Genomic DNA, 12,810 nt, shown 5'->3' with positions numbered 1-12,810 from the left:
CCAACTCGATCTTCGGTCGCCCACCTGCCATACCCCAGGATCCCACGCCCGAGCAGCCCGTTTGCCGCGCAACATCCCTCCGTTACAGTTATTTAACGAATTTATGGCGCAGGACACTAGGCGAGTGCCGCAGCGGATTCCGTCGACGGATTCCGGGGTTCTGTCGGCGAAGTTCTGGGTTCTGTCGGCGGGTCAGGCCTGCCGACGCTGACGCGCGAACTCCGCCAACACCACGCCGGCAGCGACGGAGGCGTTGAGACTCTCCACGTCGCCGGCCATCGGGATGGACAGGATGGAATCGCAGTTCTCGCGGACCAGCCGCGAGAGCCCCTTGCCCTCCGACCCCACGACGATGACCGTCGGACCGGTGCCGTCGTAGTCGTCGAGGGTGACGTCGCCCTCGGTGTCCAGGCCCACCAATTGCGCTCCCGACGACGCCCAATCCTTCAGCGTCCGAGTCAGATTCGCCGCCTGCGCCACCGGCAGGCGGGCCGCCGCCCCCGCGCTGGTGCGCCACGCGACAGCGGTGACGCTCGCGCTCCGGCGTTGCGGGATCACCACTCCGTGACCGCCGAATGCCGCCACCGACCGGATCACCGCACCGAGGTTGCGCGGGTCGGTGATGTTGTCGAGCGCCACCAGCAATGGCGGTGTGCCACTGTCGATCGCGTCGCGCATCAGGTCGTCGGGGTGGGCGTAGCTGTACTCCGGGACCTGCAGCGCGATCCCCTGGTGCAGCCCGTTCGACGACATCCGGTCGAGTTCGGGTTTGCCGACCTCGAGGATAGAGATGGCCTTGTCGCCGGCCATTTTCACCGCTTCGGCGACGCGTTCGTCCGGCTCGGAGTTGGTGGCCAGGTAGAGCGCGGTCGCCGGCACTCCGGCGCGGAGGCATTCGAGGACGGGATTGCGGCCGAGGACGTACTCCGGCCCGTCGTCCTTGTGCGCGCGACCGCCGCGTCCGGCCACCGACTTCGACGCGGCCTTGGCCCGTTTGTGCGCCGGATGGTACGGACGGTCGACGGCCTTAGGGGTGGCGCCGCGCCCCTCGAGCCCACGACGGCGCTGGCCGCCCGAGCCGACGGTCTGCCCCTTCTTGGACCCCGACTTGCGTACGGCGCCCTTACGTTTCGAGTTTCCGGCCATGTCAGGAGGTTCCCTTCAGCGACCATTGTGCGCCGTCCGGGGTGTCGGTGACCTCGATACCCGCCTCCGCGAGCCGGTCGCGCACACCGTCGGCGGTTGCCCAGTCCTTCTCCGCGCGCGCCTGCGCCCGACGTTGCAGTTCGGCCCGCACCAACACGTCGAGCGCCGTGCCGGCGGCCGACTCGTCGGCCTGTTCGTCCAGCCAATGGGCCTCGAGCGGGTCGACACCGAGGATGCCCATCATCGCGCGCACCGACGACGCGGCGGCCACAGCGGCTGCGCCATCACCTGATTCGAGGGCGGTGTTGCCGTGGCGTACCACGTTGTGCACGACCGCGAGGGCCGCGGGCACACCGAGGTCGTCGTCGAGTGCGTCGGCGAACTCGCCGGGGATGTCGCCGATTGCCACGGCACCGACGCGCGACGACACCCGGTTGACGAAGGACTCCACCCGACGGTAGCCGGCAGCCGCCTCGGTGAGCGCGCCGTCGGAGTACTCGAGCATCGACCGGTAGTGGGCGCTGCCCAGGTAGTACCGCAGTTCGACGGCGCGGACGCGTTGCAGCATCGCCGGGATGGCCACGACGTTTCCGAGCGATTTGCTCATCTTCTCGCCGCCCATGGTCACCCAGCCGTTGTGTAACCAGTAGCGGGCGAACGGATCTCCCGCGCCATGCGCTTGCGCGATCTCGTTCTCGTGATGCGGAAAAATCAGATCCATTCCGCCGCAGTGGATGTCGAACTCCGGACCGAGCAGCGACGTCGCCATGGCCGAGCACTCGAGGTGCCAGCCGGGCCGTCCGGTGCCCCACGGGGTGGGCCACGACGGCTCGTCGGGCTTGGCGGCCTTCCACAGCGTGAAGTCGCGTGGATCGCGCTTGCCGGTCCCGGCGCTCTCGCCCTGATGGACGTCGTCGAGTTTGTGCCCCGACAGCGCGCCGTACTCGGGCAGGCTCTGCACGTCGAAGTACACGTTGCCGTCGGCGGCGTAGGCGTGACCGCGATCGATCAGGCGTTCCATGTACTCGACCATCTGCGTGACGAACCCGGTCGCCCGGGGCTCGCCCGACGGCGGCAACACACCGAGGGCGTCGTAGGCGCGGCTGAACGCACGCTCGTGCGTCGCCGCCCACTCCCACCACGGGCGGCCCGCGTCGGCGGCCTTCCGCAGGATCTTGTCCTCGATGTCGGTGACGTTGCGGACGAACAGCACGTCGAGGCCCTTGTACTCGAGCCATCGCCGCAAGATGTCGAAGGCGATCCCGCTGCGCACATGGCCGATGTGCGGAACCCCCTGGACGGTGGCGCCACACAGGTACACCGAGGCGTGGCCGGGGCGCAGCGGCACGAAGTCGCGCACCTCTCGGGTAGCGGTGTCATACAGGCGCAAGGTCACGACGTGCAATCCTACCTGGTCAAATTCGCCGGTCGGGACCTACAGCGCTTCGGGTCAGTCGAGCAGTGCGGTCGCGACCGCGGCGACGCCCTCCCCGCGGCCCGTCATGCCGAGTCCGTCGGTCGTGGTCGCCGACACCGACACCGGCGCGCCCAGCGCAGCGCTGAGCACCTGCTGGGCCTCCTCGCGACGGGGACCGATCTTCGGACGGTTCCCGATCACCTGGACTGCCGCATTGACGACCGTGAAGCCCTCCGCGGCGACGAGCTGGCGGACGTGTTCGACCATCGTCACGCCGGAGACTCCATCCCACTCTGGGCGACCGGTGCCGAACACCGAACCGACGTCGCCGAGTCCGGCGGCGGACAGCACCGCGTCGCAGAGAGCGTGGGCGCCGACATCGCCGTCGGAGTGCCCTTCACAGCCGGGCGTGTCCGGGAAGTGCAGGCCGAGCATCCAGCACGCGGCGTCGGCGTCGATGCGGTGTGCGTCGGTTCCGATGCCGACTCTCATGTGGGTGCCTCCGGGTGCGCGGGGTCTCGATACGCTTCCTCGCTTCGCTCGGAGGCTACTCGACCAGCGGTAGGTGACTCGGAGGCTACTTGACCACCGGAGGGCGACTCGGGCGCCACTCGACCAGCGGAAGGTGACTCGGAGGCTACTCGACCAGCCGAAGGCGGCGAGGCGGGAGCGGATTCGGCGACGATGTCCCGGGCGATCCGCAGGTCCCACGGGGTGGTGATCTTGAAGGCGAGGGGGTCGCCAGGCACCACGTGGACGGGGATGCCGACGCGCTCGGCGAGACCGGCGTCGTCGGTGGCAAGTCCGGTGTCATCCGCGTGGGCGGCGCGCAGCGCATCCCGGGTGAACCCCTGCGGGGTCTGGATGGCGCGGAGCGGTTCACGATCCACGGTCGCACGCACCTGCTCGATCCCGGAGGTGTCCCCGGGCACGATCTCTTTGAGGGTGTCGGCGACGGGCAGACCCGGCACCACGGCCGGATGCCCGGCGCCCACGGCGTCGACGACGCGGCCGAAGACGGCGGTTGGGGTGAACGGACGGGCGGCATCGTGGACGAGCACGACGTCGGCGGCGCCGACGGCGTCCATCCCGGCACGCACCGAATCGGAGCGGTGTGCACCACCGGCGACCACGGTCGCCTCGGGGACCATCCGGCGGGCGTCGTCGACGAGGTCCGCCGGGACCACCACGACGACGGTGTCGGCAACGCCCGCATCGATGACACCGGCCACGCAGACCTCGAGAATGGTTCGGTCACCCAGCTCGACGAACGCCTTGGGTACCGACTCGCCGAGGCGCGTCCCCGACCCAGCGGCCGGGATGATGACGCCGACGCTCACGACAGGCCCTCATCACGTCGACCGCACCGGCACCGTTCGTCCGCCTCGTTTACGTTCCTCCCCCGAAAACATTCGGAGGAGGAACGAAGACGAGGGGGAAGAACCGCGGCAGCCGAGAAGTCAGCCACGAATGCGGCTCAGGAGGCCGCGGCCAGGACCTCGTCGAGAATGCTCGTCGCCTTGGCGTCATCGGTGTTCTGCGCCAGCGACAGTTCGTCGACGAGGACACGACGGGCGCGGGTCAGCATGCGCTTCTCACCGGCCGACAATCCACGGTCCTGCTCGCGACGCCACAGGTCGCGGACGATCTCGGCGACCTTGATGATGTCGCCGGAGATGAGCTTCTCCTGGTTCGCCTTGAAGCGGCGGGCCCAGTTGGTGGGTTCCTCCGTATGCGGGGCGCGAAGCACCTGGAAGACCTGATCGAGACCCTCTTCGCCGACCACGTCGCGAACGCCGACGTACTCCAGCTTCGTCGAGGGGATCTGAACGGTCATGTCACCATCGGCGACTTTGAGAACAAGGTATTCGATCTGTTCACCCTTGATGGTCCGAGTCACGATGTCTTCGACTCGGGCAGCACCGTGATGGGGGTAGACAACGGTGTCGCCAACTTTGAAGTTCAATGTTCCATGCCCCTTTCGAGTACAGCCAGTCTAGCACGGGCGTCCGAGAGGGCACACCCAACGGTGCAGGTCACGGCCCTGAACCGGCGTGACGGGCACCCCTCGGAGAGCATACGGACCTGCAAGAACCGGGCCGTGACGGGCCCCACAGACACCCTGTCGGAGGGTGTGAACAGACCCGGCGCGGGAGGGTCGTCGGCACCAATCCGGCACCCGATCGGACTTTTGCCGCCACGGGCCACTACGCTGCGTAGTGCAGGGTTCGCGCCGGGTGGCGTGTCGGCCTTCGATGACCTGGGAGGAACGGGTGTCAGTGCTTCGGAAAACCGCTCGGCGTTCGGCTGCTCGAACCGTCGATGAGCGCACGGTCGGTGGACGAGCGGTGAAGGCCACGGCGGTCGCCGCGTTCGGAATCGCGCTGGCCCTCGGGACCACCGCCTGCGGCGCCGGTCAGATCTCGCAGACCGCGAATCAGGAACCGGCCGTGAACGGCAACCTCGCCGACGTCGGTTCGATGCAGCTGCGCAACGTGCAGATCATCTATCCCGACGATCGCGCCGACGAGGTGTTCGGCAACGGCGGACCGTTCGAGGTGTCCTTCGTCATCAGCAACATCGACCCGATCGAGGCAGACCGACTGGTGGGCATCGAGGCGCCCGACGGCGGCACCGTGACCATCGAGGGCGACACGACGATCCCGGCCGGGCAGGCTCTGGAGGCCGGCAAGCCGGTGGGTCTGCTCGAACCGGAGGACGTCGCGGCGACCGACGAGGAAGAGCGCATCACCGTGACCTTGGACGGCGCGGGCGACACCGTCGCACCGGGCCTCACCACCCCGCTGGAGTTCCGCTTCGAACGCGCTGGCACGGTGACCGTGGACACCCCGGTCGACGCGGGTACCTACATGGTCCGCCAGGATCAGGTCCGCCAGGCGGAGCCCCCGCACGAGGCGCACGTCGACCTCGAGGGCGGCGGCGAAGGCGAGAGCCACGGCGAAGGCGGCCACTGAGCGGCCACCCGCAAAACATCCAGACACAGACCTCACCTGTGGCGAAACACCTTCCGCGCGCGGACGGTGTCTGTCCACAGGTGAGGTTTCTTGTCGGGCACTTGCGTTGCGGCCGTCGGCCTGTCGGCACCCACGGCTAGGGTGAGCCCGTGGCAAAGACGAGGTCGACGTTCCGGTGCACGTCGTGCGGGCACACGGTCGCCAAGTGGGTGGGGCGCTGTCCCGATTGCGGCGAGTGGGGCACCGTCGACGAAGTCGCCTCGCTCTCATCGCGTCCCGATGCGGTCGGCGGAGTCACGCCGACGAGTCCGGCCCGGCCGATCACCGAGGTCGACGCCAATTCGTCCTCGGCCGTTGCCACGGGGATCGGCGAACTCGACCGCGTGCTCGGCCGGGGCGTGGTTCCCGGGTCGGTGATCCTGCTCGCCGGTGAGCCCGGGGTCGGCAAGTCCACGTTGTTGTTGGAAACCGTCAAACACTGGGCGGGACAAGGCCGCCGGGCGCTCTACCTGACCGGCGAGGAGTCGGCCGGTCAGGTGCGGATGCGTGCCGAACGCACCCACGCCGTGCACGAGAACGTCTATCTGGCAGCCGAATCCGACCTCGCGACGATCCTCGGGCACGTGGACACCGTCAATCCGTCTCTGGTGGTGGTGGATTCGGTACAGACGGTCGTCGCCACCGGCACCGACGGTGTCACCGGCGGCGTCACGCAGATCCGCGCCGTGACCACCGCGCTGGTGTCGATGGCCAAGAACCGGGGCATCGCAGTGGTGCTCGTCGGGCATGTGACCAAGGACGGTGCGGTCGCCGGCCCCCGGTCACTCGAGCATCTCGTCGACGTCGTGCTGTCGTTCGAGGGCGACCGCCATTCGACGCTGCGGATGGTCCGCGGCATCAAGAACCGTTTCGGCGCCGCCGACGAGGTCGGCTGCTTCGAACAGCGCGACGACGGCATCCACCAGGTCCCCGACCCGTCCGGGATCTTCCGCCACGAGCGCGACGTGGATGTCAGCGGTTCCACGGCGATGGTCACGATGGACGGCAAGCGGGCACTCGTCGGCGAGATCCAGGCGCTGACCAACAAGTCGACGATGTCGATGCCGCGGCGGGCGGTCTCCGGTGTGGATTCGGCGCGGGTGGCGATGCTCATCGCGGTCCTGCAGAGCCGTCTCGGTGTGAAGTTGGACGACCAAGAGGTCTATGTGTCGACGGTCGGCGGCATGCGCGTCACCGAACCCGCCACCGATCTCGCGATCGCATTGGCGATCCGGTCCGCCGTCAAGAACCAACCGATCCCGCACGACACCGTGGCGATCGGCGAGGTCGGTCTGGCCGGCGAGGTGCGTCGGGTGTCGGCGGTCGCCCGTCGGGTGGCCGAGGCGAAACGACTCGGCTTCGCCCACGCCATCATCCCCACCGGCACCGACGAGAAGCTGCCGTCGGGCATCCGGATCACCCGCGTGGACAACCTCGCTCAGGCTGTCGCGACGAAGACGCGCGACGTCGTCGACGCCCCGTTCTGAGCCGTTGCCCTCACGGACGTGACATCCGTGCCTTGTACTCGTCGGCGAGTGCACTGTTGGCCAGATGATCGGCGAAGTGTTCGCGTGCGTTGATGGTGACGAAGATGGCGTGGCCGGTGGCCACCGGCTGGTCCGGATCGCCGAGGTGGGCGACGCCTTCGGCGTAGATCTTGCGGCGCTGGCGACCGAGCAGTTTCGCGGTGAACTGCAGCTGCGATCCCAGCGGGATCGGCCGCTGATAGTCGACCTCGAGATGCACGGTGACCGCCGACGGCCCGATCAGCAGCGGAACCATACCCATCACGTCGTCGAACGCCGTCGAGAGCACACCACCGTGGATGACCCCGGGACCGCCCTCGAAACGCGCGGCGACATCCATGGTCGCGGTCACCTCGAAGTCCTCGCCGGCGAACATCTGCAGGTGCAGACCTTCGGCGGACTCCTCACCGCAGCCGTAACAGAGTGGGTTGTGCATCCGCATCCGCTCGCCGGCCTTCGCGGCCTTGGGGTGGCGCTGTACCGGATCGAGGTCGGTGGGCACGACAAAACTGCTCTTCACGTCCCGATACCCTAGTCGCAGCGCACCTCGACTCGGTGGGCGGACCACCCCGTCGTACAGGAAGGCCCGACATGGTTGAGATCGCCAAATCCGACCTCACCCGCGAGACCCTCGCGCGCGTTGCACCGGGCAGCGGGCTGCGCGACGGTCTCGAACGCATCCTGCGTGGCGGAACCGGCGCGCTGATCGTGCTCGGCCATGACTCGGACGTGGAGAAGATCTGCGACGGCGGGTTCCACCTCGACGTCGAGTTCGCCCCCACCCGCCTGCGCGAGCTGGCGAAGATGGACGGCGCCGTGGTGCTGTCGACCGACGGTAAGCGGATCGTCCGGGCGAACGTCCAGCTGGTGCCCGACCCGTCCATCCCGACCGAGGAGTCCGGTACGCGCCATCGGGCCGCCGAACGCACGTCCATCCAGACCGGCCATCCCGTCATCTCGGTGAGCGCGTCGATGTCGATCGTCAGCGTCTACGTCGACGGCGCTCGGCGGGTCGTCGAGAGCCCGGACCCGATCCTGTCCCGCGCCAATGTCGCGTTGGCGACGCTCGAGCGGTACAAGGCACGACTCGACGAGGTGATCGCCGGGCTCTCGCGCGCCGAGATCGAGGACTATGTGCTGTTGCGCGATGCGATGACGACGGCGCAGCGCATGGAGATGGTGCGCCGGGTGTCGGTGGAGATCGGCGCGTACGTCCTCGAACTCGGTGTCAACGGCCGGCAGGTGAGCCTGCAGCTCGAGGAACTCATCAGCGACAACGACACCATGCGGGAACTCTTGGTCCGCGACTACTACGCCAGCCCGGAGCCGGCCAACACCGAAGAGGTACGTCAGACGCTGGAGACCGTCGAGCGGCTCTCCGACACCGACCTGCTGGACCTCACGCTGCTCGCGGGCGCTTTCGGCTATCCCACGACGATCGACGCCCAGGACACCGCGATGAGCCCGCGCGGGTACCGGCTGTTGGCGCGCATCTCGCGCCTACAGTTCGCCCATGTCGACCGGCTGGTCCGCAGCTTCGGCACCCTGCAGGCCCTGTTGGCCACCAGCGCCGCCGATCTGCAGGCCGTCGAGGGCATCGGCAGCATCTGGGCCCGCCACATCCGCGAGGGACTCTCCCGTCTCGCGGAGAGCAGCATCGAACGGTACGAGTAGTCACCGCGCACCCGGTTCTGGCCGCAGTTCCGGGTTCCGGCTTGCGGCGGAAACTGCGGCCAGAAGCTGCAACTGCGGCCAGAACCGTTGGTTTGCTACCGGAACGCGCCCTCCCCGGTCAGCGCCTTGCCGATGGTCAGCTGGTGGACTTCGGACGTGCCCTCGTAGGTGAGCACGGACTCCAGGTTGTTGGCGTGCCGGATCACCGGGTACTCGAGGGTGATGCCGTTGGCGCCGAGGATCGTCCGGCATTCGCGGGCGATGGCGATGGCCTCGCGCACGTTGTTCAGCTTGCCGGTGCTGACCTGCTCCGGGGTGATCTCGCCGCGATCCTTGAGTCGACCGAGGTGATAGGCGAGCAGGTGGCCCTTGCCGACCTCGAGCGCCATGTCGGCGATCTTGGTCTGGGTGATCTGGTAGCCAGCCAGGGGTTTGTCGAACACCTCGCGGGACTGCGCATAGACGATCGCGGTCTCCAGGCAGTCGCGCGCGGCGCCCATCGATCCGAAGATGATGCCGAAGCGGGCCTCACCGAGTGCCGTCAGCGGTCCGCGTAGTCCGGCCGCCTCCGGCAGCATCGCCGACGCCGGGAGGCGGACATCGTCGAGCACCAGCTCCGACGTGACGGAGGCACGCAGGGAGAGCTTCTTGTGGATCTCCGGTGCGGAGAACCCCGGGGTGTCGGTCGGCACGACGAAACCGCGGATGCCGGCCGGGCTCTCCGCGAGATCGGTCTGCGCCCACACCACCGCGACGTCGGCGACCGAACCGTTGGTGATCCACATCTTGGTGCCGTTGAGCACCCAGTCGTCGCCGTCGCGCTTGGCGTTGGTGCGCATGCCTGCGGGGTTCGAGCCGAAGTCGGGTTCGGTCAGGCCGAAGCAGCCGAGCGCCTGACCGGTGGCCATCCGCGGCAACCATTCCTGCTTCTGTTCCTCACTGCCCCAGTGGTGGATGGAGAACATCGCCAACGACCCCTGCACGGAGACCAGGCTGCGGATACCGGAGTCGACCGCCTCGAGTTCCATGCACGCGACACCGTAGGCAGACGCGCTCATCCCCGGGCAGCCATAGCCGTCGAGATGCATGCCGAGCGCGCCCAGCGAACCGAGTTCGGTGGCCAGTTCGCGGACGGGCAGCCGGCCCTCCTCGAACCAGTCGCCGATGTGCGGGCGCAGGCGGTCGACGCCGAACTGCCGCACGGTGTCGCGGATCGCCAGTTCCTCGGGCTCCAGCAGCGGATCGAGTGCGAACAATTGGGCGACGGTCTGCGCAGTGGACATGGCCTCACCCTAGCCCGCGCGCCGACCCCCGCCGATCTCCCCGCCGACCTCCCGCCGATCGAGTAGCCCGCGACGAAGGAGCGTGCGTATCGAGATCACCCAGCCGGCAGCCGATCAGCTACCTCACGGCTCCTGCGCGGGCGCGACCACGTTGAACGTGATCGGCGCGGACTCCTTCTCCCCGATCTTCCCGATGGCTTGGTAGGCCCCGACCGGGACTGGCACACGTGGCGTGTCACAGCCGGGGCTGCTCGTGGTGAACGACCAGGTGATGGTGTCACGGACCTGCTGAGACGGCTTGAGGCTCACGTTGTTCGGCGTCTGCAGCGGCGAGCAGTCACGCGCCGACCACAGCGTCCGGGTGCCGTCGAGGTTGCGGACGATCACGTTCTGGGCGGACTTGCCGACGTCTCGGGTGCACTCGGTGAGACCGGCATTGGTGGTGACGATGGTGAACACCGGCTGGTCGCCCTGCGAGTAGGTGGGCTTGTCGGTGTAGAGGACGACCGAGATATTGGCGTCCGGGCACAGACCCGACGGCGGGACCGGGCCGGGTGCGGCCGATTCGCCGCCCGGTGTCGGGACCTCTCCGGATGCCGATGCGTCCGACGGCGCCCCGGCCGCCGCATTGCCGCCGGCAATTCCGCCGCCGCTTCCGCCGGCCACCCCGGCGCTCTCGGACGGTTCGGACGACTCCCCGGCGTATGCGGTCGTCGACGACGACGACGGGGCCGACGAGGTCGCGGCGGCGTTGCTCGGTTCCTCACCACCGCTGCTGGTGGCCCAGATGATCAGACCGATGACCAGAGCGATCACGACGGCGGCGCCACCGAGCGCGACGACACGTCGTCGCCAATAGATCTCGGGTGGTAGCGGGCCGTTCGGTTCGATCACGAACCCCACGCTAACGGGACCGGAGAATCGACTGTCCGACCCCGCTCGGCGTGTCGCACATACATGCTCTGACCGGCGGAAAGTCTAAAGTCGGGGTTCACCCCCGCAGGCGGTTACCGCTCAGCTGTGCGCGACGTCGACGGTGTCGACTCCGTCGAGCTGACCGACGACACCACGGACGTAGGCGCGACCTTCCCCGAGCTGATACGTCAGGCCGACGATCGCAAGCCTGCCGTCGGCGATCCGGTCGGCGATGATGCGGCTGCGTTCCATCAGCTGCCGGCCGGTCTCGAGCACGTGCCGGGCCTCGAACTCGTCGATGCGGGACAGCCCCTCGCTGCGTCCGGCGAGGATGCTGGGGCTCACCTTCTCCACGACGTCGCGGATGTAGCCACCGGGGATCTCGAGGTTGTCCAGCGCGTTGAGCGTGGCCTTGACCGCACCACAGCTGTCGTGACCGAGAACGGCGATCAACGGGACCTCGAGGACCTCGGCGGCGAACTCGAGCGACCCGAGCACCGCCGAGTCGATGACCTGGCCGGCCGTGCGGACCACGAACATGTCGCCGAGCCCCTGATCGAAGATGATCTCGGCGGAGAGCCGCGAATCGGAGCACCCGAAGAGCACGACGTGCGGGTGCTGTCCCGACGTCAGACGTTCACGGTCCTCGATACCCTGTTTGGGATGTTGAGACTCACCGGCGACGAACCGATCGTTCCCTTCCTGCAGAATCTTCCAGGCTTCGGTCGGCGTGACTTGGCTCATGGGCAATAGTGTGCCACCGGCCGCCCTGCTCGGCTGGTTCGACCTCCACGAACGCGATCTCCCATGGCGCGCGCCCGGCCTGACCGGCTGGCAGATCCTGATCAGCGAGATCATGCTGCAACAGACTCCGGTGTCACGCGTCGTCGAACCGTGGCGCGATTGGGTGCGCCGCTGGCCGGTGCCGTCGGCGATGGCCGCGGCGTCGCCGGGCGAGGTACTGCGAGCGTGGGGCAAGCTCGGCTATCCGCGCCGCGCGTTGCGTCTGCACGAGTGCGCAACCGTGCTGGCACGTGATCACGGCGATCGGGTGCCCGACGACGTGGACGTGATGCTGACGTTGCCGGGAATCGGCGACTACACCGCCCGTGCCATCGCGTGCTTCGCCTATGGACAGCCGGTTCCGGTGGTGGACACCAATGTTCGGCGGGTCATCGCCCGCGCTGTGCACGGCCGCGAACATCCCGGGAATCCGTCGCGCAAGGATCTCGTCGATGCGGTCGACCTGCTCCCCCGCGACCCCTCCGGTGATCCGTCCGCTGCCGCGCCCCGGTTCTCCGCGGCGCTGATGGAGCTCGGCGCCCTCGTCTGCACCGCCCGTAACCCGACGTGCGACGTGTGCCCGCTGCCCGACTGCACGTGGGTGCGGCTCGGCCGGCCGGCGCACACCGGCCCGCCGCGGAAGGTGCAGAAGTTCGCCGGCACCGATCGTCAGGTGCGCGGGCTGCTGCTCGACGTCCTGCGCGGCACCGACCGCCCCGTCGAGCGTCCGCGGCTCGACCAGGTGTGGACCACCGACACCGCACAACGCGACCGCGCGCTGGACTCGCTACTCGTCGACGGGCTCGTGGAGGTCACCGACGATGGACTGTATTGCCTTGCGGGTGAGGGGAACTGACGAGGTCTCGATTTCGACAGGCTCAATCCGGCGGATACGCGCTCGCCTAGCGGCTCGCTGCTACTCCTTGGATCGAGTAGCGGCGAACGGAGTGAGTCGCGTATCGAGATCGACCAGCGGATGGGCGAGTCGGCGCGATCGAGATCCCCCCGGTGGTCGAGTAGCCGACGAGCCGCTAGGCGAGTCGGCGCGATCG

The 12,810-nt window shown here is 68.4% G+C and carries 12 protein-coding genes and 1 pseudogene; 4 read left to right on the top strand and 9 right to left on the bottom strand.

Translation table 11 applies throughout. The annotated features are described in order from the left end of the window. Positions 1-192 precede the first annotated feature (192 nt). The 5 genes and pseudogenes from rlmB to V1Y59_RS19290 form a co-directional block, all read right to left on the bottom strand. On the bottom strand, positions 193-1,146 hold the full coding sequence (gene rlmB, locus V1Y59_RS19310) for a 23S rRNA (guanosine(2251)-2'-O)-methyltransferase RlmB (RefSeq protein ID WP_330506644.1): 954 nt from the start codon (positions 1,144-1,146) through the stop codon (positions 193-195). A gap of 1 nt (position 1,147) precedes the next feature. Further along, a complete protein-coding gene (gene cysS, locus V1Y59_RS19305; RefSeq protein ID WP_330506642.1) occupies positions 1,148-2,542 on the bottom strand; it encodes a cysteine--tRNA ligase in 1,395 nt (464 codons plus the stop codon). Positions 2,543-2,596: 54 nt separating this feature from the next. Further along, positions 2,597-3,055, bottom strand: coding sequence for a 2-C-methyl-D-erythritol 2,4-cyclodiphosphate synthase (gene ispF / locus V1Y59_RS19300; RefSeq protein WP_330506640.1), 459 nt, complete (start codon positions 3,053-3,055; stop codon positions 2,597-2,599). Positions 3,056-3,231: 176 nt separating this feature from the next. After that, positions 3,232-3,903 (bottom strand): annotated as a pseudogene (gene ispD, locus V1Y59_RS19295) (2-C-methyl-D-erythritol 4-phosphate cytidylyltransferase); the annotation flags it as partial. 137 nt (positions 3,904-4,040) lie between these two features. Continuing rightward, positions 4,041-4,529, bottom strand: a complete 489-nt coding sequence (locus tag V1Y59_RS19290) for a CarD family transcriptional regulator (protein WP_160900148.1) — start codon at positions 4,527-4,529, stop codon at positions 4,041-4,043. 307 nt (positions 4,530-4,836) lie between these two features. Here V1Y59_RS19290 and V1Y59_RS19285 point away from each other — a divergent pair, with 307 nt between their 5' ends. Continuing rightward, on the top strand, positions 4,837-5,538 hold the full coding sequence (locus tag V1Y59_RS19285; protein ID WP_431309231.1) for a copper chaperone PCu(A)C domain-containing protein: 702 nt from the start codon (positions 4,837-4,839) through the stop codon (positions 5,536-5,538). Between the two features lie 149 nt (positions 5,539-5,687). Then, positions 5,688-7,064, top strand: coding sequence for a DNA repair protein RadA (gene radA, locus V1Y59_RS19280; RefSeq protein WP_330506636.1), 1,377 nt, complete (start codon positions 5,688-5,690; stop codon positions 7,062-7,064). Positions 7,065-7,074: 10 nt separating this feature from the next. Here radA and V1Y59_RS19275 read toward each other — a convergent pair whose 3' ends face one another. Next, positions 7,075-7,623 (bottom strand): PaaI family thioesterase, encoded by a 549-nt coding sequence (locus V1Y59_RS19275; protein ID WP_330506634.1) that lies wholly within the window; start codon positions 7,621-7,623, stop codon positions 7,075-7,077. A 71-nt stretch (positions 7,624-7,694) separates the two neighbouring features. Here V1Y59_RS19275 and disA point away from each other — a divergent pair, with 71 nt between their 5' ends. Then, on the top strand, positions 7,695-8,777 hold the full coding sequence (disA, locus tag V1Y59_RS19270) for a DNA integrity scanning diadenylate cyclase DisA (RefSeq protein WP_330506632.1): 1,083 nt from the start codon (positions 7,695-7,697) through the stop codon (positions 8,775-8,777). Between the two features lie 95 nt (positions 8,778-8,872). Here disA and V1Y59_RS19265 read toward each other — a convergent pair whose 3' ends face one another. The 3 genes from V1Y59_RS19265 to V1Y59_RS19255 all read right to left on the bottom strand — a co-directional run bounded on the left by V1Y59_RS19265 (position 8,873) and on the right by V1Y59_RS19255 (position 11,719). After that, positions 8,873-10,060, bottom strand: coding sequence for an acyl-CoA dehydrogenase family protein (locus V1Y59_RS19265; RefSeq protein WP_330506630.1), 1,188 nt, complete (start codon positions 10,058-10,060; stop codon positions 8,873-8,875). A gap of 123 nt (positions 10,061-10,183) precedes the next feature. After that, positions 10,184-10,954 (bottom strand): hypothetical protein, encoded by a 771-nt coding sequence (locus V1Y59_RS19260; RefSeq protein ID WP_330506627.1) that lies wholly within the window; start codon positions 10,952-10,954, stop codon positions 10,184-10,186. A 120-nt stretch (positions 10,955-11,074) separates the two neighbouring features. Beyond that, the gene (locus V1Y59_RS19255; RefSeq protein ID WP_330506625.1) at positions 11,075-11,719 is read right to left on the bottom strand and encodes a carbonic anhydrase; all 645 of its coding nucleotides are present in this window, start codon (positions 11,717-11,719) and stop codon (positions 11,075-11,077) included. Here V1Y59_RS19255 and V1Y59_RS19250 point away from each other — a divergent pair. Continuing rightward, positions 11,718-12,614, top strand: coding sequence for an A/G-specific adenine glycosylase (locus tag V1Y59_RS19250; RefSeq protein ID WP_330506622.1), 897 nt, complete (start codon positions 11,718-11,720; stop codon positions 12,612-12,614). The genes V1Y59_RS19255 and V1Y59_RS19250 overlap by 2 nt on opposite strands. Positions 12,615-12,810: the final 196 nt, after the last annotated feature.

This window comes from Gordonia prachuapensis (assembly GCF_036350515.1).
Classification (GTDB): domain Bacteria; phylum Actinomycetota; class Actinomycetes; order Mycobacteriales; family Mycobacteriaceae; genus Gordonia; species Gordonia prachuapensis.
The sequence above is the reverse complement of the archived record's forward strand: the minus strand, read 5'-3'. Positions and strand labels throughout refer to the sequence as shown.